Here is a 24,501-nt window from a genome sequence, read left to right on the forward strand (position 1 = left end):
GAATCTAACTGGTTTAAAATCTCTGCATTATTTAATTCTAAATCAAAAACCGCAATACCATCTGTATCGTTATCACAAACTTCTAATGGACTTGGGTCTGTGATTTGTGGGGTTGGGTAGACGATTAGGGTTAACGTTTCATAACTAGCACATGCTGTTGATATGGTTGTACTTTCTACTCGTACATAAATAAATTGAGTGTTTTCTACAATGTTATTATAAGGACTAGTTAGTGGGTTAACATTTAACTGAGCGTCACTTGACGTTTCATGATAGGTTACTGTTAATCCTGGTGCGCCTGCTGTGATTTCGGCATCTGCATCTGTTAGTGTAAATAATCCAAAACCATCACTATCTGGATCACAAAATGTTAGATCTGATGGAGGAAAGGTTACTGGTGCTTGCTCTACTTCTAATTGTAACGTCGTAGTTGTATAACACGTCGTATTTACATCTTCTACTCGCACAAATATAATTTGTGGATTACTGATGTTATCATAAGGTATTGGCAATGGATTAATCTCTAAATCTGCGTCTGACTGCGTCAAATAATATGTCACTGAATACGCTGGGTTACCTCCACTAATCTCGTTGTTTTTGATACTTAAATCTATACTGGTTAATCCATCTGGTGTACCATCATCACATACTGATAATGCTGTTGGTGTGACTGCTGTGGGTAATGGGTAAACTGTTACTGTTTGATTAGTTGTAGTAGGACAAGGTCCATTGGTAGTATAATCAACACTATAACTAGCGTTAGAAACTCCACCTGTAATTAATCCTGATGCAGTATCCAATGTAGCTGTGTCTCCTGCTGGAGGAGCAATATTAAAACTAAATGTTCCTCCTGATAAACCATTAATAGTCGCCATTGCACCATCACAAGTTGGTTGATAAGTAAATGAAGAATCATCAGCTGACAATACATTTAAAATTTGTGTACTTGAAGCAATACATGCTCCTGCAGTTGTATATTCAATAGTGTATGAATTTCCTGGAGTAGCCAAAGTTACCGTTCCTGTGTTTGCATCAATTATAGCCGAATCTGTAACAGCTGGATTGAAAGCAAAGGTTCCTCCTGGAGTCACTACTGAATCTACAATACCTCCATCACAGTTTGGTTGCACAGTAAAAGCTGGATCATCCGCATTTAAAACAGTTGCATTTTGGAAACTATTTTCTGGACATGGTCCTCCTGTTGTATATTCAACAGTATATGTTACACCCGAAACACCATTAGTAATTTCACCTGTAACAAAATCAATAACTGCTCCATCTGTTACTGCAGGATTAAAAGCAAATACACCTCCTGAATCACCTAAGATATTCATTGTTGCTCCATCACAGTTTTCTAGAACTGAAAATGATGGATCTTCTACTGGATAAACAGTCACATCTTGTGTACTACTATCAGGACAAGTTCCAGCTGTAGTATATTCTACAGTATAAGTCGTACCAGAAGTTCCGTTTATTATTGTTCCAGTTGCAGAATCTATAGTAGCTGAATCTGTAGGTAATGGGTTAAAAGCGTATGTTCCTCCTGAAGTTGCTTCAGTATCAACAATACCACCATCACAAGTTGGAGTCATTGTAAACGACGGATCATCTGTATTAGGAATTATAAGTTCTTCTGAATTGGTAGAAGGACATGTACCTGTTGTTGTATAATCTATGTTATATGTTGTACCCGAAACTGCATTAGTCACTTCTCCAGTGGTAGGATCAATAATCGCACCATCACCTAAATCAGGATTAAAAGCAAAAGCCCCTCCTGGAGTTGCTATTCCAGAAACAGTTCCTCCTGAGCAATTAGGAGTTACTATAAATGAAGCATCATCTCTTGGATTTACAATTAATTCAAAAACAGGTATAGGTGAAGCTAAATAACATGCATCATCTCCTGATACTTGAACTCTAACATATATAGGCTGTGGGTTTACAGTATTTGTATAATCACTGACCAAAGCAGTTCCTGACACACCTGCATCTGCATCTGCAAAGGTTAAGTAATATGTAACTTCAAATGCAGTTGACGACTGGGCACCTAAAATAGCTGTATTTTGACTCTCTAAATCAAAAGGTTCAAATCCATCATTTGATATATCATCGCAAACCTCCATATCTGGAGCCGGATTAATAATTGGTTGAGTAGTAATGTTTAATGTAAAAGTTTCTGTCTCATAACAACCTGAACTTAAATACTCTACTCTAACATAAATAGTTTGTGGCATACCTAATGTCGCCAAAGAGCTATAAGAATCAGGTGTAGCTATAGCTGCTGTATTATTGTCAGCATCTACTTGAGTTTCAAAATAAGTAATTACTAAATCTGTAGATATTGCAGAAGAAGCAGTCATTACCGCATCATTTTCAGTTAAATCAAAAATATAAGGAGGAGCTCCTGGATTACATAAAAACAAATCATTTGGTTCTCCATTATCGATTTCTGGCAATACGTCTATACAAACAACCTCAGTGTACTCACATCCAAAATCATCATTAGTTCTATAAGTATAACAATGTGTTCCTGCAGTTGTTGGTTGAACAACAATATCATTTCCTGTTACATTAATTATTGAAGGATCTGTATCCCATCCTTCAGTTACTGTTGTTGGTGTAAAAGATAATTCTGGTGGTTGTAAATTAGGATCAAACTCTATTCCCCAAGAAAAGATAGTTCCATCATCCACTGATAAGTTATCAATTACTTGAATAGTCCAATCTCCATTTAAAGGACTTCCTAACAAATTATTAAAATCACCTGTTGGCAAATAAGTACCTGGTGCCCATGAGTTACCTGGTGGGTTACTTCCTGCTGTAACCGTTGAACCATTATTGACTGTGGTTGTTCCTGTGGATGCCCAACAATAATCAGCTCCTACTCCAGGAGTTTGATCATCTAAATTATTAGCTCCACCAAAATAGGTACCTCCTCCACCTCCATCGTATAGCTGAGTTTGCTGTCCAGTTGGACTAATAATAAAGATATCTAAATCACCTGAATAAGAATGTTCCATGTTAATGCAAATACTTACTACCTGACTAACATCTGTTAAAGTTTGAGAAGACTCATAGCAATCTACTGTTATAGAGGTCTCATATGTCGCTCCAGATTGATCTGGTAAAACGGTCACACCACTAACTGGAGGAGTACAATCATTAATATATTCAGTTGGAGTAACAACTCCTGTTATTGTTGTGGATTCTCCAAAACAAATAACACTATCGACAGCTTCTGTCCCTGTAAAATCTGGTTCTGTACCAACTTGAATAACTTGATTAATTAAATTTGTATTAGAACAACCATTAGGGTCTGAATCTGTATTAGTATCTGTGACATTTAAGTTTACAATATATACACCAGGTGTTGTATAAGAAAATGTAGCTGTTTGACCAGATATAAAGTTACCGTCACCTAAATCCCACTCATAAGTAGCACCTGTACCATCAACTGAAAAGTTTGCACTACCATCTAACGTTATAGATTCGTTTGGACAAACCCAAATATACCCATCTCCATTTGGTGCTGGAGAAGAACTATCTAATTGTGAAACTATAGTTTGACAAGGTTCAAAACATGAAACATTTGCTGCCCAACCAGATGCATTTGCTGTTCCATTAGATGTAAACTCAATAGTTAAACAACCTGATGGATTATTTGGTGTAGCAGAAACAAAACCAGGATTATTGGCTGCTCCTCCGCCAGAAAACTGACCAAAAGCATTTGCCGTATTATCATCTCCATCAAAAATAGTCATTGTATCAGAATTTAACTCCGTACTAAAAGCTGTAAAATCTAGTTGAACTTGTTGACCTGGAACATCTGGACAAATTGTCAAAATAAAACTTTCTCCGTCTGAGTAATTTGCTGCAGATCCACCAGAATCATAAAACACACCACCACATTGACTTACTGTTGTGGATTGCATTAATATGTCTTGAGAAAAAGATATAAATGAGTTTAATAATATAAGGGCTACTAAAAACTTCTTCATTGGTATATAAGTTAAGATATATGTTTTCTTAAAAAAAAGAATAATTTATTTTCTGTTTGTCTGAGATTTGATAACTATGAAATAATTAGTATTATCAATTTTATAGATACTTGAACCTATTATAAAAAAATTAAGGTTATACTTTAAAGGATTAAAAGTCGATTTGTTAAAAACCTTATCTCGTGTTAAATTTAAGTTATAATGATCAAACAACTCCACGGAAGATAATCTTGTGAATTTATTTTCATCTTTAATATTTGGCATTTGTTTGATTTCAATCCTATTCCTTAATAGATGCTTAAAATCTTTAACTTTTTGCTTATTATTTAAAATATACTCATTCAACTTATCTTGATACACTTCCTTCAACATTGACATTTCTTTAGCAGTAAGGGGTGTGTCTACATTTTTACCGTATTTAACTAGCTGTGTTTTTTGTTTTGTTTTAGTTTGAGCTACTCCTTGCTGAGAAAACATCAAAATTCCAAATAATAGTGTTAAGAATACTCTAAGTTTCATTGTTTTTAAGAATAAGATTATGGTCGAAAATTAAGGAAATTTTAATTAACAATATGTTAATATAGCTATCTATATTAAGATTTTTACAATTCCTACACATATAACAAGTACATTTAACAATTCCCTACCCTAATACAAATTTATTTATTGTTTATCTTTGCAAATTATTAAAAACATCACTTACAGACTTTATTTAAATGAAGATTGAAAACAACATAGATGATCATGATGAAATTGGTGATAACCATATAAGTACAAATCATGATACACCCTTAAGAGCAGATGCTTTTGAACTATCAGATACTGATAAAATCAACAGTATAAAAAAAGATGTGACCAGCATTATGCAAACTTTAGGGTTAGACCTAACAGACGATAGTCTAAAAGGGACACCTAATCGTGTGGCTAAAATGTTTGTAAACGAAATTTTTTCAGGTTTACATCCTGACAAAAAACCTAAAGCTTCGACATTTGACAATAAATACCAATATGGTGAAATGTTAGTCGAAAAAAACATTACTGTTTATTCTACTTGTGAGCACCACCTTTTACCTATAGTAGGTAAAGCTCATGTAGCGTACATATCTAATGGTACTGTTGTAGGTTTATCTAAAATGAATCGAATTGTAGATTATTATGCAAAACGACCACAAGTACAAGAGCGTCTAACCATTCAAATTGTTAAAGAATTGCAAGAAGCTTTAGGTACAGAAGATGTTGCTTGTATTGTTGACGCTAAACATTTATGTGTTAACTCTAGAGGTATCAGAGATATTGAAAGCAGCACAGTGACCTCAGAATTTGGAGGTCAATTTAAAAACAAAGAAACTAAACGCGAATTTTTAGATTACATTAAACTAGATACTAAATTTCACTAATTACTAATGGAACTTTACAAACATCAAAACATAAAAATATACAATTCGCTAACTGGCGAAAAAGACAATTTTAAACCTATTAACGAAGGTTATATTGGTATGTATGTTTGCGGACCAACAGTATATAGCAATGTGCATTTAGGAAATGTTAGGACGTTTATGTCTTTTGACGTTATCTTTAGATATCTAAAACACTTAGGCTTTAAAGTACGTTACGTAAGAAACATAACAGATGCTGGACACCTAGAAAACGATGCAGATGTAGGTGAAGACAAAATCACAAAAAAGGCAAGATTAGAAGAAATTGAACCTATGGAAGTCGTGCAACGCTACACCGTTGATTTCCATAATATATTAAATACCTTTAATTTTCTACCTCCAAGTATAGAGCCTACTGCAACTGGACATATCATTGAACAAATAGAACTTATCAAAACTATAATAGATAATGGTTTTGCTTATGAAGTTAATGGATCAGTGTATTTTGATGTTCACAAATATGATGAAACTAATAATTACGGAGTACTAAGCAAGCGTAAACTTGAAGATTTAATCCATAACACAAGAGCTTTAGACGGACAATCAGACAAGAAAAACCCTCAAGATTTTGCTTTATGGAAAAAAGCCGAACCAACACACATTATGCGTTGGCCATCTCCTTGGAGTGATGGATTTCCGGGTTGGCATTTAGAGTGTACAGCAATGAGTACTAAATATCTTGGAGATCAATTTGATATTCATGGTGGAGGAATGGACTTAAAATTCCCACATCACGAATGTGAAATCGCGCAAAACCAAGCAGCATTAGGCAAATCTCCAGTAAACTATTGGATGCACGCCAACATGTTAGAACTTAATGGACAACGCATGTCAAAATCTACAGGAAACACTGTAAATCCAGACGAGCTTTTATCCGGAAACAACAAATTTTTCAGCAAAGCTTACACACCAAGTGTTATCAGGTTTTTTGTAGCACAATCGTCTTACAGAAGTATTTTAGACCTTACTGACGATGGACTTTTAGCCAGCGAAAAAGGATATAACAGATTAATGGATGGTGTTAATCAATTAGATCATTTAAAAGCTTCAAAAACATCAACATTAGACATTGCTACATGGAAGCAAAAATGTTATGACGCCATGAATGACGATTTCAATACACCTATTGTCATTGCCAATTTATTTGAAGCGGTTAAATACATCAATCAGATAAAAGAAGGAAGCGCAACATTAAACGCAACAGACCTTGAGTATTTAAAAACAACAATCCACGCCTTTGTTTATGATATTTTAGGCTTAAAAAATGACAAAACCGAAGCTGGAGCTGGTACAGACAAATTATCTGGAGCTGTACAATTATTAATAAAACTACGTCAAGAAGCCAGAGTCAATAAAGATTTTGCTTTATCAGATCAAATAAGAGATGAGCTAGCCGAAGCTGGAATACAACTTAAAGACGGTAAAGATGGCACAACTTTTACGACAAACTAAATACATCAAATCCTCTCCAATGGAGAGGATTTTTTATACCATGAAAAAAATAATATTAGCACCATTTTTATTTCTCATTAAGGTTTACCAAAACCTCATCTCTCCATTTACACCTGCAACTTGCAGATACCAACCAACTTGCTCACACTACACCAAAGAAGCCCTTCAAAAACACGGATTATTAAAAGGACTAAAACTTAGTATTAAACGCATTTTTAGTTGTCATCCTTGGGGAGGAAGCGGTTACGACCCAGTACCATAAATACTTTTATTAATAATTTGGGCGTTTTAACAGGCTGTCCGCTATATCTTTTTTAAGAAAAATAAAAAAGGATGCCACTTCCATCCTTAACGCACTTGCGCCAAAAATTAGCATAAACATTAATTTATTGCTAAACCTTTGTCAAGTAATTCTAATTAATAAAGCATAAATACTATATTTACAACTCCAAAAATCAAACTATGTATATACTTAAATTCGATTGGAATCCTTTAACAGGAATCGATATAATAGGAAATTTTAAAATTCATTTTTATAGCCTAATGTGGATCGCAGCATTTGTGATTGGACACGCTATAATGAAACGTATTTTTAAACGCGAAAAAGTAAATCTAGAATTTTTAGATCCATTATTTATTTACACCGTTTTAGCTACCATGCTTGGTGCACGATTAGGACATGTAATATTTTATCAGCCAGAATTAATTGGCCAAGATCCTTTAAGTGTTATTTTGCCATTTAAATTTGTAGGTGGTTTTGAGTTTCAAGGGTTTCAAGGACTAGCTAGTCATGGAGCAGCAATTGGTATAATAATAGGTATGTATTTATACCGTAAAAAATACCAATACAAATCTATGATGTGGATTTTAGATCGTATTGTAATACCTGTAGCCTCTGGAGCTGTTTTTATAAGAATTGGAAACTTTATAAACTCTGAAATTATTGGTAAAATAACAGACTCTGACTTTGGTGTTAGATTTGTGCAAGAGTACTACAACAAATATGAAATTGTTCAAAAAACAGGAATTAAGGATGTTAAAAAAGCCTACGCTTCTATTACTGACAATCCAAATATGGCTTCTTTACTAGAAGCTGTTCCGTTTAGACATCCTGCACAATTGTATGAGTCGTTTAGTTATATTTTTGTGTTTTTAATCCTTTGGTTTGTTTACACAAAGACGACTAAAAAAGATCAAACAGGATTTTTATTTGGTTTATTTTTAATACTACTTTGGAGTGTTAGATTTTTTGTCGAGTTTGTTAAAGAACCACAAGGTGACGAGTTTATTAACTGGTTTGGTCTTAACACAGGACAATGGTTAAGTGTTCCGTTTATATTAATTGGATTGTACTTTATGTTTATTTTTAAACCAAAAACGACTACTAAATAATGAAATTATATACCAAAATTTTAACTCTAGCCTTATTTTGTAGCCTAGCTTTTGTTTTTAATGCTTGTAAAGATGATAAAACAGTTGATCCTATAAAAGTTGATTTTAAAAAAGAAGGTGAATTAACCATTTTTAAAGGCACTACAGACACTATTGTAAAGGTATTTAATATTGAGATTGCTAAAAGTGATTACGAAATACAAACAGGGTTAATGTATCGTGATAACATGAAGGATGACCAAGGTATGTTATTTGTGTTTCCTGAGGTTAGAGAACGCTCTTTTTACATGAAAAACACACGTATTGCTTTAGACTTAATATTTTTTGATCATAATAAACGTATTGTTAGTTTTCAGGAAAACGCAAAACCAATGGATGAAACTAGCTTACCGTCTAACACTCCTGCTCAATTTGTACTAGAACTTAACGCTGGAATGGCTCAAAAACTTTTACTTGATGTTGGAGATAAAATGGATTACTTTGAGTATTTATTAGAAAAATAAAAGGCTTATTTTATAATAAAAGGCTAATTGTAATTGTACAATTAGCCTTTTTTTATTGAAAAATTTGACAACTACCTTACTTACACAACGTAATTTTTAATCCAACCTGACTGGATTTATATACCTTACTAAAATCAAACTTAAACCGTTTAAATACTATTTTAAGAGGACTAATTGTTTTACCATAACAAAGAGAAAACAACCCTTTTTAGAGACGTAAATTTACGGATAGGTTGCGTTAAGGATTGATGTGGAAATCCTTTTTGTGAGGCACGAGCAAAAAGATTGTAACGGAAAGCCTGACGCACTTTTGCAACTAAAAGCAAAAGTGGGTAACGCCTAAAAAACAAATTACTGTAAACATAAAAAAGCCTTTCTAAATTAATAGAAAGGCTTTTTAATATTAAGACTAGTGTTTGACTACTTAACTACTGTTTCGTCCACAACTACTTCTTTCTTTTTTAATGCGTCTGCTGCATTTCCTTTTTTAACAAAGTCATACATGATTGGTGTTGCAATAAATAATGATGAGTAGGTACCTACTATTACACCAACTATTAATGCGAACATGAATCCTCTAATAGACTCTCCTCCAAAAATGAAGATTGCTAATAATACCACTAAGGTTGTTAAAGATGTATTTAACGTACGACTTAATGTACTACTTAATGAGCTGTCTATTACTTTATCAAATTCCCAACCTGTGTACTCGTTAAAAAACTCACGAATTCTATCAAATACTACAACGGTGTCATTTAATGAGTATCCAATTACTGTTAGGATTGCTGCAATAAATGCTTGATCAATTTCCATTGAAAATGGCATGAACTTGTATGTAATAGAGAATACACCTAATACGATAATTACATCATGGAATACTGCTGCTACTGCACCAAGGGAGAATTGCCATCTTTTAAAACGGAAAAGAATATAAAGGAATACAACTACTAATGATCCTAAAACTGCCCAGAAAGAGGCTTGTTTAATATCGTCTGCAATTGATGGACTTACTTTGTATTGATCCATAATACCAATTTGCTTGTCTGCTTTTGATAAGTCTTTAAAATCTTCAAAAGACACACCTTTAAGGTAAGGTTGTAATGCTGTGTATAGCTTACTTGTTACTTCTTCATCAACCTCGTTAGCTGTTTCGTTAATTTTATATTTAGTTGAGATTTTTAAATTATTATCGTCTCCAACTGTTTTTACTGTTGCACTACCAAATACGTCTTGAGAAGCTAAAATACCTTCAATCTCCACTGCGCTTACTGGCTCTGCAAATCTAACTTGCGTTGTACGTCCTCCAACAAAATCAATACCTTGATCTAAACCATTTGTAAATAATGATCCTAAACTTAATACTAATGCTACTGCTGATATGATGTAAGCAACTTTACGTTTTTTAAGAAACTCGATATTGATGTTTCTAAATAAGTTTTTAGTTAAACCTGTTGAGAAATCTAATTGACCACCTCTGTTTGAATACCAGTCTACTAATAATCTTGTAATAAAGATTGCTGTAAATAGTGATGTACCAATACCTATTAATAATGTTGTTGCAAAACCTTTAATTGGTCCTGTACCAAATACAAATAATATTAATGCAGTTAATCCTGTTGTAATGTTGGCATCTAAAATTGATGATAATGCATTACTAAATCCGTCTTGAATAGCAGATTTTTGATCTTTACCCTTGGATAGTTCTTCTCTGATACGCTCAAATATAAGAACGTTTGCATCCACAGACATACCAATAGTTAATACTATACCTGCAATACCAGGAAGTGTTAATACTGCTCCAATACCTGATAATACACCAAAGATTAATAAGATGTTGAATAACATTGCTATGTCAGCAAATAATCCACCTTTACCATAGTAAAATACCATCCAGATTAATACTAATGCTAATGCAATACCAAATGACATTGTACCACTATCAATTGCTTCTTGACCTAAAGATGGTCCAACAATACTACTTTGAATAATCTCTGCACGAGCTGGTAATTTACCTGCACGTAAAACGTTAGCTAAATCTGTTGCTTCACTTAAGCTAAAGCTTCCAGAAATTTCAGTACTTCCTCCTGCAATTGGTCCAGTAGATGATGATGGTGCAGAGTATACAGTATTATCTAAAACTACAGCTATTTGACCTTGCGTTTTAAAAGCCTCACCTGTCATTTTTTCCCAGATTTTAGCTCCTTTACTATTCATTTGCATACTAACTACAACCTTATTTGCTTGGTTATAAGATTGACGTGCATCTGTTACAACCGCTCCATTTAATGGTGGCTCATTGTCTCTGTTTCCTTTTAGGACAAAAAGATCTACTAACTCACTATTTTCTGTTGGTTTACCAAAAACAAATTTAGTATGTTTTAATTCTGATGGTAATAATGCCTTTACTTCTGGCATAGATAAGTAACTTAATACTTGCTCTCTGTCTGCAATATTAAATTGTGCTAAAGTTGCTCCAAAACCAGGACCAGCCATTAGGTCTAATAATGGGTTAACCTCGTTTACAGTTTCGTTTTCTTCACCTGTAAGTGCTGCAATAGCTTTTTCTTCTTCAGTTAATTCTTTAGCTTCAGTAGTTTCTTCTGAAGTTGTTTTAGCTTCTAATTTAGTTTTAAGTAAGTCATTAGCTTGAATTAAAAACTGATTGAATTGATCTGCTTTTAAACCTTCCCAAAACTCTAATTGTGCTGTTTGAGTAATAAGATCTGTAGCACGTGCTACGTCTTTAACACCTGGTAATTCTAATAATACACGTCCAGAGTTACCTAAACGTTGGATGTTTGGAGAGGTTACACCAAACTCATCAATACGTTTACGTAATACCTCAAAAGCAGAAACGATTGACTCGTCTACCTTTGTTTCTAATACACGTTTAGTATCACTATCAGACATATTTAAGTCTATCTCTCCAACTAAAGATCTGTTAGCAAAGATATCTGGAGAGGCTAATTTTTTATCTCCTTTGATAGCGTCAAAAGCTACATAAAAATCTTCTAAATACGTGTTTTGACTGTTTTTTTGAATTTCGTCTGCATCATCTAAAGCTTTTCTGAAAGTTGGATTTTTACTATCGTTAGCTAATCCAATTAAAAGATCTTTTACAGATATTTGAAGTATTGCTTCTAAACCACCTTTAAGGTCAAGACCTAACTTCATTGAGTTTTGTTTTACATCCTCATAAGTGTTACCTAAAAAAACACTTTCTTTTGATGTTGCTAACGAGTCTAAATAACTTGTCGCATAATCGTTAACTTTTGCTGTACGATCTGATGCTGAAGCTTCAATTTTGCTTTCAGCCAATTGTGCTGCATTGTTTTCTATCGCATTATTTTTAAATGTGAAAGACAATTGGTAAATACTTACCAATCCAAACAATACTGCAAATAGTTTTACTAATCCTTTATTTTGCATGGTTTTGTTTATTTAATGTCAAATTTTAAATTACGTTAGCATATAATTAACGTAAGGCTTGACAATTTTTTTATTTATATAAAATGAATTGTTTATACACTTCAATTGGTCAACTGAAGTGGTGTTTTAAATAAGTGTTGAAATGTAATTAAGCTATTGGTCCAGCTCTACCTTCAGGAATATTAAAGGTCCCTTTATCTATACTAATTGAGATATTAGTATTTACTTTATGTGTTGTAAATGATAGTAATGTTAGTTGTAAAGTATTTTCAGCTATAGCTGAAAAAGTTAAAACTACTTGTGAAGCTCTAAGGTATTCTTGCTTAGCTTCCACCATATAATCTCCATCAAAACCTGCTCCAGAAGGCGTTGATGTTTTTATTTCAGAAACATCTAAATTATAACTTTGATTAGAAGACTTGTTGTCATCAAGATATACTGTTTCTTGGTTGTGTAACAATATAGCTTTGACATTTTCTACATCAACATCACTATAATATGTTATTTTAAGTGTGCCATTTTGCTCTGTAACTTGTGTGTTTTTAGCACCTATTACCTGAAGCTGATTTTTAATGGCACTTATAACCACTTCTGTTTGAGAAACAGTAGCTTGTTGGTCAGAAAAATGAAAGTCTATTTGCTGATTGGGTACAGCAATTTGTTGTTGACTAGCAACAAAAAACGCAAATGTAGCAAGTAATGTACCAAAGTACCATTTTGACTTCATGCGCCAAATATAAAAAATAAGGTGATATTTATATAATCTTTAGATGATTAAAACCATTTTTAAACAAAAAAAAAGCAACTAAATAGTTGCTCTTTTAAATATTAGAAAAAATGCAGATTACATTCCTTCCATTTTCTCATATCCTTCTGGAGGTGTTAAGCTAAACTTATCATCTGATACAGATTCTTTTTTGATATCTGTTACTTCATAAGTCATTGCCATATCTTGACCTGCTTGGCTAACATTAATAGTCATTAATAAAGGAAAGCCTTTAAATTTTTCTCCAAACTCTACAGTTTGTTGATTTGATGCCTCAATAGCTTCAGTAGTAAAAACTTTCATTGTCATAGCGACACCTTGTTGATTCATTGTGATGTTATATTGCTCACAATTATATCCTAAAATAGTCTTAGTTTCGTCACCTTTAGTGATTTCAATTCCTGAGGTATCTGGAGTTTCGTTAATATCACTTAAAGTAAACTTCTTACCCATCATTGGGTTATTAAGCAATGTTAACATTTGCTTAGCTTCAGTATCAATAATAGAAACAGACTCACCTGACATTGGGTTATTTGTTTCTGATCTTGTTTTGTCATCTTTAAAGTATGTTATAATATTAATATCTCCTACCATTTGAAGCTGAGCATTCATCTGTTCATTAGGACTTGACATTGTCATTTTTGAAGCAATAACCCCTTCGGTTATCTTCTCTTGAGCAACCATAGAAATACTAAACGTTGCTAATAATAAAAATACTAATTTTTTCATTTTATAAATGTTGTTATGATTAAATGCGGTTATGTTGTTTGTCTTATTAATGACAAATACCTTGCCACAACAATTTTACAACAATAAATAGAAAGCTACAATAATAGCTTTCTATTTATTTTTTTTAAACAAAAAAAAAGACTATCGATTAGGATAGTCTTTTTAAAAATTATATTGGTAATTATTATAATTCTAATAACCCATTTGTTTTCTTAACACCTTCTGCAGACTCTGCTAACTTCGCTTTTTCCGCATCAGATAAACTGATTTCTACAATTTTCTCGATTCCGTTTGCACCTAATACACATGGTACACCAATTGATAAATCACTTAATCCAAATTCTCCATCTAATAATGCTGAACAAGGGAAAATCTTTTTAGTATCACAAGCAATTGCCTGTACCATTCCTGATACTGCAGCTCCAGGTGCATACCAAGCAGATGTACCTAATAAACCTGTAAGTGTTGCTCCACCTACTTTAGTATCTTGCACAACTTGCTCCATTCTTTCTTCTGATAAAAACTCAGATACTTTAACGCTATTTCTTGCTGCTTTGTTAATTAATGGAACCATCCCTTTATCAGAATGTCCACCAATTACCATTCCGTCGACGTCGCTAATAGGTGCTTCTAAAGCCTCTGCTAGTCTGTATTTGAAACGTGCAGAATCTAAAGCTCCACCCATTCCGATAATTCTGTTTTTAGGTAAGTCAGTAGTTTTGTGTACTAAATAAGTCATAGTATCCATTGGGTTACTTACAACTATAATGATAGTGTCTGGAGAGTGCTGAATTAAACTAGATGATACTGTTTTTACAATTCCTGCATTAATACCAATTAGCTCTTCACGAGTCATTCCTGGTTTACGAGGTATACCTGAAGTAATTACACAAACATCAGATCCTGCTGTTTTGCTGTAATCATTTGTTACACCAGTTATTTTTGTGTCAAAACCATTTAATGATGCTGTTTGCATTAAATCCATTGCCTTACCTTCTGCAAAACCTTCTTTAATGTCTAATAGCACAACTTCTGAAGCAAAGTCTTTGATTGCAATATACTCTGCACAACTTGCTCCTACTGCTCCTGCTCCTACTACTGTTACTTTCATATTATTATAAATTAATTAAATTAAGTGTGTTTTTTCTTGTTTTACAAAATTAACATTTTAAAATTACTTTTTATTAAGAAAACTATAAATCTAGAACATCAAATTTAATCCTAATGAAGCTGTATCAAATTCGGCTAAAGTATAAGATGCATTTATACCAAAAACACCTAATTTAAGATTAGCACCTAAAGTTGCTGTGATACCTGATGTTTTAGAATCTACTGTAAAAGGGTCCACAATTTCTTCTGAAAACAAAACACCATCTGACACGCGATATGTACCTAATAAATCTGTTTTAGAATCTGCACTTAAATAACCCAAAGCACCATAAACATTGATAACTTCAAATTTAGTACCTGCAATTAATTGAAATAGCAAACTATTGACATTAGTTTGTACTTGTTGGTTTTCGCCATCAACAACTTCTGTATTGGTAAAATCATAATTTGCATCTAAATGAGTGTATGAAACTAATCCAGAAATTGCTACTGGAAACAAATTATCTGCTGGTAACAATGCTGTAAATTCTTGTTGAATACCAATACCATACAAACCTACTTTAACATCTTCAGTCTCTACCTTTGGAAAAAATCTTGCTTTTATCTGAGTCCCTTCAAACACATTAAAACTTCCTTGTAAAAAAGCAGTCGGAATTAAATTTACATTTGAAGCTCCTATACCTGTTGGCAAAGTCAATTCGACCTCTTGACTACCAAAAATTGGATCGTCATAAGTAACCAAAACTGTTACATCAGGATCATTATGTCCTAACGCTGTTGCTACGTTTTTAGATGAACTATTATCAGGAAATCTAATGTTTTCATAATCGCTAACATTCATTTCAAATGCTTTATTTTCATCTTTAATAAATGAAGCATTTCCGACTATAGATAATTCAAACCCGTATTTTTTGCGGACTTTTGCATTATTAAACCAACCTGAGCTTATCCCATAAGCTAAACCATCTGTAGCTGGTAACAAGTAATCTGAAGCAAACCTTTTTGCATCTCCTACACCTGCTGCTAGTAATTCGTTTAAATTCTCTTGTGACCAACTTAATTGAGTTGTCAGTAATAATCCAAGTATAACTATTGTTTTTTTCATTGCTATTATTTTAAATATTAACGTAAAAAAATATGTTTTAGTTTTTACAATAGAGGGATTTGTAAAAGCATAAAAAAAGGAAACATTTATATAAATGTTTCCTTCTAATATAAAAATATATTTATTGTTTAAGCATCGATATTTGCATAAATAGCATTTTTCTCGATAAATTCTCTACGTGGAGGAACTTCGTCACCCATTAACATAGAAAACACACGATCTGCTTCCACACCATTATCTATCTGGATTTGACGTAATGTTCTAAACTCAGGATTCATTGTTGTATCCCAAAGTTGCTCAGCATTCATCTCTCCAAGACCTTTATAACGTTGTATTTTTGCAGACTCGCCAAACTCATTCATAATAGCTTGTCGTTCTTCATCATTCCAAGCATATTGTTTTTTAGCTCCCTTTTTAACTAAATATAAAGGTGGAGTTGCAATATAAATATGACCATTTTCGATTAGTTCTTTCATATATCTAAAGAAGAAAGTCAAAATTAAAGTTTCAATGTGAGACCCATCAATATCGGCATCACACATGATTACAATTTTATGATATCTTAATTTTGAAAGGTTAAGCGCTTTACTGTCTTCTTCTGTTCCGATAGTGACACCTAAAGCTGTGAAGATATTTTTAATCTCTTCGTTTTCAAAAACCTTATGAGTCATTGCTTTCTCAACATTTAAGATTTTACCACGTAATGGTAAAATAGCTTGAAATGCTCTATCACGACCTTGTTTTGCAGTTCCACCTGCCGAATCTCCCTCGACTAAATACACTTCACATTTTGAAGGGTCTTGCTCTGAGCAGTCAGATAATTTTCCTGGTAAACCACCAATACTCATTACCGTTTTACGCTGTACCATTTCACGCGCTTTTTGTGCTGCGTGACGTGCTTGTGCTGCAAGTATTACTTTTTGCACAATAGTTTTGGCATCCTCAGGGTTTTCTTCTAAATAATCTGATAACATTTCTGAAACAGATTGGCTTACTGCTGCTGAAACCTCTCTGTTTCCCAATTTAGTTTTGGTTTGACCTTCAAACTGTGGCTCTTGTACTTTTACAGATACAATTGCTGTTAGTCCTTCTCGGAAATCATCTCCTGCAATATCAAACTTAAGTTTATCCAACATTCCAGACTCGTCAGCATACTTTTTAAGGGTATGTGTTAAACCACGTCTAAAACCTGAAAGGTGAGTACCTCCTTCATGCGTGTTAATGTTATTTACATAAGAATGAAGGTTTTCTGCATAACTAGTATTATATACCATTGCAACCTCAACAGGAACTCCGTTTTTCTCACCTTCAAAAGAAATTACATCTTTCATTAAAGGCTCTCTAGTAGCATCTAAAAACGTGATAAATTCTTTTAATCCTTCCTCAGAATGAAACGTTTCACCTTCAAAAGAACCATCTTCTTTTTTACTTCTTTTATCAACTAAATGTACAGTAATACCTTTATTTAAATACGCTAATTCACGCATTCTACTAGCTAAAGTATCGTAATTATACTCTAACGTTTGCTTAAAAATTGTTGGATCTGGTTTAAAAGTAACTGTTGTTCCTCTTTTATCTGTATCACCAATTGCTTTTACAGGATATAAGGCTTTACCTCTTTCGTACTCTTGCTCCCAAATTTTACCTTCTCTGTAAACCGTAGCTTGTAAATGTTCTGACAATGCATTAACACAACTTACACCAACTCCGTGAAGTCCACCAGATACTTTATAAGAATCTTTATCAAACTTACCTCCTGCTCCAATTTTAGTCATTACAACTTCTAGTGCAGAAACGCCTTCTTTTTGGTGCATTCCTACAGGAATACCACGACCATCATCTTCTGTGGTAATCGAGTTATCCTCATTAATAGTTACAGTAATATTATCACAATGACCAGCTAAAGCTTCGTCAATCGAGTTATCCACAACCTCATATACTAAATGGTGTAAACCACGCACTCCGACATCTCCAATATACATGGATGGACGCATACGTACGTGCTCCATACCTTCTAGCGCTTGGATACTATCAGCCGAGTAATTGTGTTTATTAAACTCTTCTTTTTTTTCGCTCATTATTTAAATACGTTTTATTTCTAATCAATATTAATAAGATCGCGTTTTAAAAACGAAATCTCAAAAAGCCTATTTTTAATTAAAAAATCATGCTTTTTTGTGCATAAAAAAAGATGCTTTACAGCATCCTTTTGAATACAACCAAATATACAAAATAAAAACTGTTTTTCAAGTGGTTTTAAGCGCATTTGATAAAAATTATTAACATTTGTTGATTAATAGTAAAACGCCTTAAAAGGGATTAAAACTCAGCTATATTAAATGTTGAGCATTCATTTTATACTAAACAACTAAGATTGATATACAAAATCGCTTAAAACAGATATTTTTAAATACAATAAAAAGCCGACTTTAAACAGAATCGGCCTTTAAAAAAGATTTTATTTGATTAAAATGTTAATATTTTACTACTTGCTTAGTTGTTACACCGAGTTCAGTTTGAATTTTAAATAGATATACACCACTTTGAAAAGAAGATAACTCTATTTGTGTTTTTGAATTTAATCTTTCCGCTTTTAACAAGCGTCCATTTATATCATATACATTTATTAATCCTTTTTCATTAATACCACTTAAAATAGTTACCCTGTTTTGTGTTGGATTTGGATAAATTTTGACATCATTACTTAAATTTAAATTGGCTATAGATAGTGTAGCACAAATGTTACCTGTGGCAACTGCGCTTCCTGCTAACCAGTTCGATGTTGTGCCATTCAATGCCATGTTGTTAAGAGTTGCATTATTTGCAGAGGGAGAAGCGTCTACAACAGTTGTTATTGTAGCATTATTAGCTGCACCATTACCTTGATTAAACCTATAATACGATATTAAACCAATTTCATTACCCATTAATTCACAATTCATTTTATCTTGAATTTCCGTCTGTGATCTAGCTGTATTCCAAATTCTAACCTCATCTACACTTCCATTTAAATGCTCACCCCAAAAAGATGTTCTATAAGACGACCCTATACCTAATAAGTCACCTGTTGTTGCGTAAGTTGTATTAATTGAACCAACACTAACCCCATCTATATAAGCTGTTAATGTAGAGCCATTAAAAGAAACCGCGACATGATGCCAATTATTATCGTTAAGTGTTCCTCCTGCATTATAATCATTAAACTCTCCAACAACATAAAGCTCACCACTACCTAATACTAACAAACCGAACCTTTGGTTACTACTTTGGTTTCCATAATTAACTATGGTACCTGTTATTGTTGTGTTGGTTTTTACCCACGCCTCTACTGTTCTTGTTGAGTTTCCAAAAGGTAACGAACTATTACTGGTATTTGCGCGATCGTCTATACCATCAAAATTTAAGTGGGTTGCCGGAACTGGTATGATAACAAACGTTTTAAACCAAACATCGTAGGTATTATAAAGACCAGTATCTCCATTATCAAAGAAATAACCTCCACCACTGTACCCTCCAAACGTGAGATTGAAATTAATTGATGCAGAACCTAAACCTCTAAAATCTATGGTGTACATACTTCCGGAAATTACAGGAACTGAAGTAGATAATGCTACCATCACTTCATCAGTAGATCCAGATGTTGTGGATGTGATATCTAAAAGCGTTGTGTTAAGTAATGTTCCTCCATAACCATTTCCATCATAAATTCTAAGCTGAAAAGTTCCAGGCGAAAAAGCTCCAGTATCTCCTAATTTAAGGCTGATATGACTTAAATCTCCTGTTATACCAGCTGTAAAAGATTGGCCAAGTGGATTTGTTTCGTTTGTGCTTGAGCTAATACTACTTCCTGAAGAGTGAGATTGATCTAAGGTTTGGGAAAAAATACTAGTGATTGTAAAAAAGCAGGTAATAAAAAGTAATTTTAATTTCATAAGTTGATTAATTTTTTAAATTTTTGGGAGTGAATTTAAAAAAAATAAAATGACACAAAACATTTAATAGAAAAATAAAACATATTAAATTTAATTCCTGGTTATATTATTATAATAAAACAATTGCAAAAAACCTCGCAGAAGCGAGGTTTTGAAGTTAAAAATCTAATTTTATTTAATTCGAATACATCCATTTAAGACGTTGCATATGATTTATCATGCACATTAGCAATGGCACGACCACTTGGCTCATTCATGTTTTTAAAAGCCTCATCCCACTCTAACGCAGTTGCTGTACTACAAGCCACACTTGCTTCTTGAGGCACGCTTAAAGCTGCTGCATCACTTGGAAAATGTCCTTCAAAAATAGAACGATAATAAAACTCTTCTTTGTTTTGTGGTGTTTGTATTGGGAAACGGAATTTTGCATTTTCCATTTGCTCATCACTCACTTCTTTCTCTACTACTTCTTTTAAAGTATCTATCCAACTATAACCAACACCATCACTAAATTGTTCTTTTTGTCTCCAAGCCACACTTTCTGGCAACATGTCTTCAAATGCTTTACGGATTACCCATTTTTCCATACGTTCTCCATTTATCATTTTATCCTGTGGGTTGATTCGCATAGCAACGTCCATAAATTCTTTATCCAAAAATGGCACACGTCCTTCAATTCCCCAAGCAGCTAAACTTTTGTTTGCTCTTAAACAATCATACATGTGTAATTTATCTAACTTACGTACTGTTTCTTCATGAAACTCTTGTGCATTTGGTGCTTTATGAAAGTATAAATAGCCTCCAAAAATCTCATCTGCACCTTCACCAGACAGTACCATTTTAATTCCCATAGACTTAATAACTCTAGCCATTAAATACATTGGTGTTGATGATCGGATTGTTGTTATATCATAAGTTTCGATATTATAAATTACATCCTTAATGGCATCTAAACCTTCTTGGATTGTAAATTTAATTTCATGGTGAACTGTCCCGATATGATCTGCTACTTTTTGCGCAGCAGCTAAATCTGGAGATCCTTCTAACCCAACAGAAAAACTATGTAATTGTGGGTACCAAGCATCTGATTGGTCATCTGACTCTACACGTTTTTGCGCGTATTTTTTTGCTATTGCAGAAGTAACAGAACTATCTAATCCTCCTGAAAGCAAAACACCATAAGGCACATCACTCATTAACTGTCTATGCACAGCAGCTTCTAAAGCTTCTTTTACCTCAGCAATACTTGTTTCGTTTTCTTTTACAGCTTCATACTCGCTCCAATCTCTGTTATACCATTTTACAAACTCACCATCTTTACTAGACATGTAATATCCTGGAGGAAACAATTCAATTTTAGTACATATACCTTCTAAAGCTTTAAGCTCTGAAGCTACATAAAAGGTTCCGTTTTGATCCCAACCAATGTATAATGGAATAATTCCCATGTGGTCACGAGCAATAAAATATTCATCTTTTTCGGTATCATAAATTGCAAAACCAAAAATACCATTCATTTCATCTACAAAATCAACACCTTTTTCTTGGTATAAAGCCAAAATAACTTCGCAATCACTTTCTGTTTGAAATTGGTACTTACCTTCAAATTGTTTGCGTAAATCTCTGTGGTTGTATATTTCTCCATTTGCAGCCAATACTAATTTATTATCTGGACTAAATAATGGTTGTTTTCCTGAAGCAGGATCTACAATTGCTAAACGCTCGTGCGCCAAGATAGCTTTATCGTCGCTATAAATACCTGACCAATCTGGTCCACGATGACGTATTGTTTTAGACATTTCTAAAACCTGAGGTCTTAAATCTTCACTTTTTTGTTTTAGGTCGAAAGCACATACAATTCCACACATAATTTTATATATTTTAATATCTTTAATTCTAATTGATATAGCAAATATTGGTTTTATGTTTCAATATTAAAACACTAAAGACTTTAATGATTACATATTTTAACTAAAAAACAATTTTTAATAAAAAAATGAAATTAAAATACTAAGTAAAAGTATTATTAACTTTACACATCACAACCTAAGCCTGATAAAATGAAACTAACAAAGCTACTTATTATAATATTTTGCATACAATTAAACGCACAAACGTCATGGCAACCAACACCAAACAGTATAAACAATACAAATAACCAGAGATTTGATGATGTGTTTTTTTTAAACGACAACTTAGGTTGGGCTGCAAATGGATTTTACGCAGCTGTATATAAAACTACTGATGGTGGACTAACTTGGTCTGAACAACTAAACCAAACAGATCTAGGTAGTAGTCATTACTTTAGAAACATAGAGTTTTTGGATGAAAACATTGGTTTTTTAGGTACCTTAAATGGATTATTTTACAAAACAATAGATGGTGGAGTAACCTGGACCAGCGTTACTACTATAGCACCAAATCCTGCTGCTATTTGTGGTTTAGATACTGTTGGAACAAATACAATTTATGGTTGTGGTGCTTATTTTAACCCAGCTTTTATTATTAAATCTACAGATAGTGGTTTGACTTGGCAATATATTGATATGTCTGTTTATGCTGATGCATTGGTTGAAATCTATTTTCTAAATGATACCGTTGGCTATGTTGCTGGACAAAATAGTAATGGAGGCACATTATTAAAAACAGAAGATGGAGGAAATACATGGATCGAAATTTACAACTCAAACACACCTGGAGATTACGTATGGAAAATACAAGTTTTAGAGAGTAATACCGATTATATTTTTGGAGCTGTTGAGTCTACTACAACTGCACTTGGTAAATTTATTAAATCTACTGATGCTGGCAACACTTGGTTTGCAGCAGATGCTCCAGAAACACAATTACAAGCTGTAGGCTTTGTAAGTGAGACACATGGTTGGATTGGAGGACACACTACTGGTTTTTATGAAACTACAGATGGTGGATTAACTTGGACCAATTTAAATATAGGTAATAATCTTAACCGTATTTTTATAGTCTCATCAACTTTAGCCTATGCAGCAGGAACAACTATTTACAAGTACACAGACCAAACTTTAGGCACAACAGATCTAGCTGTTAAAGCGAAATCGCCTTTACAAATCAAACTGACAAAAAACCCAGTGAATGATTTTTTAAAGTTCACTATACATTTTAAAGCAAATGACAATTTACTGATTGAGCTTTATAATACCAATGGTAAATATTTAAAACGTTTAACTAGAGAGCATATTACAACTTCCAATGATAATAAAAATTACAGCTTTAATGTTAAAGATTTAGCTAGTGGAATTTATTATTTGGATTTTCATAATAACAGCGGAAGACAAACCGTAAAATTTATTAAACAATAATTACACTTTAATGTGTCCCCAGTTTTCTCCTGTTTTAATACGATGTAATTGCATCTCTGAAACACCAAACTGTCGTGCTAAAATTTTTAACCTTGTACGCCTTTTAGGATCAAAAAGTCGTTTTTTAAGCCTGATTACTTGAGTTTCTGTTAATTTAGATGTTGGTATAACCTTCTTTCTGGTTAGGTAATGAGGATTACTAAACTGATGGATTTCTTTTTCTCTTTTAGTAGCCCATTTTAGATTTTCAACAGTATTATTAGTTTTACTGTAATCTAAATGCAATACATATTTGGCATCTTCTGGTTTTTCTAAATGATGCTCGGCTACTAATTTATGAATATATCTTGCTGTACGCTTACCGTCTTTTTTAATCACAGGTATTGTACAATATCCATTTACAAGGTATTGTTTTTCTATTAAAACTTCTTCACCATGATCAATTTTAATTAATCGACCATAGTTAGATATTTTAAATTTCATCTGTTCGGAAATCTTATCGTCAAAGGTTATGAGTTTCCAATTTTCATTGTAAAAATTTCTAATCATATTGTAAAAATTATAAAGATTATTTACGCCATGATTAATAGCTATAGTGCAATAATACAACTATTTACGGAATATTTAGGTATTTATGCGTTTGTAAAGATACTTTCCATTTTGGGTTAGCCATAACATAATCAACAATCATAGGTATCATTGTGTCACGTTTACTCCATTCTGGTTGCAGATATAAAATACAATTATCGTTTACTTTTTCGGCTTGGGCTTCAGCAAATTTAAAATCGTCTTTATTGTATATAATACATTTTAACTCATGAGCCTTATCATAAACGCCTTGAGTTGGTAGTTTCATTTTTTTAGGAGATAAGCAAATCCAATCCCATTGACCAGTTAACTCATAAGCACCAGAGGTTTCAATATGTATTTTACAGCCTTCGGCTTTAAGCTTATCAGTTAACGCTGTCATGTCCCAAGTTAAAGGCTCACCACCAGTAACCACAACAGTGTCACTATATTTTTTTGCATTTGCTACTATTACATCTGTACTTGTTGGAGGATGTAAATCTGCATTCCAACTTTCTTTAACATCACACCAATGACAACCAACATCGCAACCACCAATTCTTATAAAATAAGCAGCAGTTCCTTTATGATATCCTTCACCTTGAATGGTATAAAACTCTTCCATTAAAGGCAACATCAATCCTTTGTTTACTAAATCTTGCGTCTCTTGCTTCATAGCTTGCAAAGATAATCTTATATGTTGAAAGTTTTAAATATTTAAAGTTGAAAGTTTTTGAGCTACAA

Annotated in this window: 18 protein-coding genes; 6 read left to right on the forward strand and 12 right to left on the reverse strand. The window is 33.0% G+C overall.

Going from position 1 to position 24,501, the window contains the following annotated elements:
* Both JAO71_RS09145 and JAO71_RS09150 read right to left on the reverse strand, forming a co-directional pair.
* Positions 1 to 3,998, reverse strand: a 3,998-nt coding sequence (locus JAO71_RS09145; RefSeq protein WP_203000381.1) for a PKD domain-containing protein, incomplete at its 3' end; no start/stop codon positions are given.
* A gap of 45 nt (positions 3,999 to 4,043) precedes the next feature.
* The gene (locus JAO71_RS09150; RefSeq protein ID WP_203000383.1) at positions 4,044 to 4,517 is read right to left on the reverse strand and encodes a hypothetical protein; all 474 of its coding nucleotides are present in this window, start codon (positions 4,515 to 4,517) and stop codon (positions 4,044 to 4,046) included.
* Positions 4,518 to 4,714: 197 nt separating this feature from the next.
* On the opposite strand from JAO71_RS09150, the gene folE reads away from it, so the two are divergent.
* The 5 genes from folE to JAO71_RS09175 all read left to right on the forward strand — a co-directional run bounded on the left by folE (position 4,715) and on the right by JAO71_RS09175 (position 8,781).
* Positions 4,715 to 5,395, forward strand: coding sequence for a GTP cyclohydrolase I FolE (gene folE / locus JAO71_RS09155; RefSeq protein WP_028289300.1), 681 nt, complete (start codon positions 4,715 to 4,717; stop codon positions 5,393 to 5,395).
* 6 nt (positions 5,396 to 5,401) lie between these two features.
* The gene (gene cysS / locus JAO71_RS09160) at positions 5,402 to 6,886 is read left to right on the forward strand and encodes a cysteine--tRNA ligase (RefSeq protein ID WP_203000385.1); all 1,485 of its coding nucleotides are present in this window, start codon (positions 5,402 to 5,404) and stop codon (positions 6,884 to 6,886) included.
* 40 nt (positions 6,887 to 6,926) lie between these two features.
* Complete coding sequence (yidD, locus tag JAO71_RS09165) at positions 6,927 to 7,148, forward strand: membrane protein insertion efficiency factor YidD (RefSeq protein WP_054851649.1); 222 nt, start codon at positions 6,927 to 6,929, stop codon at positions 7,146 to 7,148.
* 200 nt (positions 7,149 to 7,348) lie between these two features.
* Positions 7,349 to 8,278 (forward strand): prolipoprotein diacylglyceryl transferase, encoded by a 930-nt coding sequence (gene lgt / locus JAO71_RS09170; protein ID WP_203000387.1) that lies wholly within the window; start codon positions 7,349 to 7,351, stop codon positions 8,276 to 8,278.
* Positions 8,278 to 8,781 (forward strand): DUF192 domain-containing protein, encoded by a 504-nt coding sequence (locus JAO71_RS09175; protein WP_203000389.1) that lies wholly within the window; start codon positions 8,278 to 8,280, stop codon positions 8,779 to 8,781. The genes lgt and JAO71_RS09175 overlap by 1 nt, the downstream gene beginning before the upstream one ends.
* 420 nt (positions 8,782 to 9,201) lie before the next feature.
* Here the strand turns inward: JAO71_RS09175 and secDF are convergent, their stop codons facing one another.
* The 8 genes from secDF to asnB all read right to left on the reverse strand — a co-directional run bounded on the left by secDF (position 9,202) and on the right by asnB (position 21,720).
* Complete coding sequence (secDF, locus tag JAO71_RS09180) at positions 9,202 to 12,210, reverse strand: protein translocase subunit SecDF (protein ID WP_203000391.1); 3,009 nt, start codon at positions 12,208 to 12,210, stop codon at positions 9,202 to 9,204.
* 148 nt (positions 12,211 to 12,358) lie between these two features.
* Entirely contained in the window at positions 12,359 to 12,937 is a 579-nt protein-coding gene (locus JAO71_RS09185; protein WP_203000393.1) for a hypothetical protein, read from the reverse strand.
* Positions 12,938 to 13,054: 117 nt separating this feature from the next.
* Positions 13,055 to 13,705 (reverse strand): DUF4412 domain-containing protein, encoded by a 651-nt coding sequence (locus JAO71_RS09190; protein WP_054851653.1) that lies wholly within the window; start codon positions 13,703 to 13,705, stop codon positions 13,055 to 13,057.
* 184 nt (positions 13,706 to 13,889) lie between these two features.
* The gene (locus tag JAO71_RS09195; RefSeq protein WP_028289291.1) at positions 13,890 to 14,816 is read right to left on the reverse strand and encodes a malate dehydrogenase; all 927 of its coding nucleotides are present in this window, start codon (positions 14,814 to 14,816) and stop codon (positions 13,890 to 13,892) included.
* Positions 14,817 to 14,906: 90 nt separating this feature from the next.
* Positions 14,907 to 15,920, reverse strand: a complete 1,014-nt coding sequence (locus JAO71_RS09200; RefSeq protein WP_203000396.1) for a DUF6588 family protein — start codon at positions 15,918 to 15,920, stop codon at positions 14,907 to 14,909.
* Positions 15,921 to 16,048: 128 nt separating this feature from the next.
* On the reverse strand, positions 16,049 to 17,998 hold the full coding sequence (gene gyrB / locus JAO71_RS09205) for a DNA topoisomerase (ATP-hydrolyzing) subunit B (RefSeq protein WP_116823345.1): 1,950 nt from the start codon (positions 17,996 to 17,998) through the stop codon (positions 16,049 to 16,051).
* Positions 17,999 to 18,394: 396 nt separating this feature from the next.
* Positions 18,395 to 19,852 (reverse strand): LamG-like jellyroll fold domain-containing protein, encoded by a 1,458-nt coding sequence (locus JAO71_RS09210; RefSeq protein WP_203000405.1) that lies wholly within the window; start codon positions 19,850 to 19,852, stop codon positions 18,395 to 18,397.
* A gap of 194 nt (positions 19,853 to 20,046) precedes the next feature.
* Positions 20,047 to 21,720 (reverse strand): asparagine synthase B, encoded by a 1,674-nt coding sequence (asnB, locus tag JAO71_RS09215; RefSeq protein WP_116823347.1) that lies wholly within the window; start codon positions 21,718 to 21,720, stop codon positions 20,047 to 20,049.
* A gap of 192 nt (positions 21,721 to 21,912) precedes the next feature.
* Here asnB and JAO71_RS09220 point away from each other — a divergent pair, with 192 nt between their 5' ends.
* Positions 21,913 to 23,190: a YCF48-related protein gene (locus JAO71_RS09220; RefSeq protein WP_203000414.1), complete on the forward strand. Its 1,278-nt coding sequence runs from the start codon at positions 21,913 to 21,915 to the stop codon at positions 23,188 to 23,190.
* Here JAO71_RS09220 and JAO71_RS09225 read toward each other — a convergent pair whose 3' ends face one another.
* Positions 23,191 to 23,739 carry an NUMOD4 domain-containing protein gene (locus JAO71_RS09225; protein WP_116823349.1) on the reverse strand — a complete coding sequence of 183 codons (549 nt, stop codon included), beginning with the start codon at positions 23,737 to 23,739 and terminating at the stop codon, positions 23,191 to 23,193. It abuts the gene before it with no gap.
* A gap of 64 nt (positions 23,740 to 23,803) precedes the next feature.
* Positions 23,804 to 24,433: a 7-carboxy-7-deazaguanine synthase QueE gene (locus JAO71_RS09230; RefSeq protein ID WP_028289284.1), complete on the reverse strand. Its 630-nt coding sequence runs from the start codon at positions 24,431 to 24,433 to the stop codon at positions 23,804 to 23,806.
* Between the last annotated feature and the right edge of the window lie 68 nt (positions 24,434 to 24,501).

Origin of the sequence: Olleya sediminilitoris (assembly GCF_016785945.1) — a bacterium.
GTDB classification, from domain to species: domain Bacteria; phylum Bacteroidota; class Bacteroidia; order Flavobacteriales; family Flavobacteriaceae; genus Olleya; species Olleya sediminilitoris.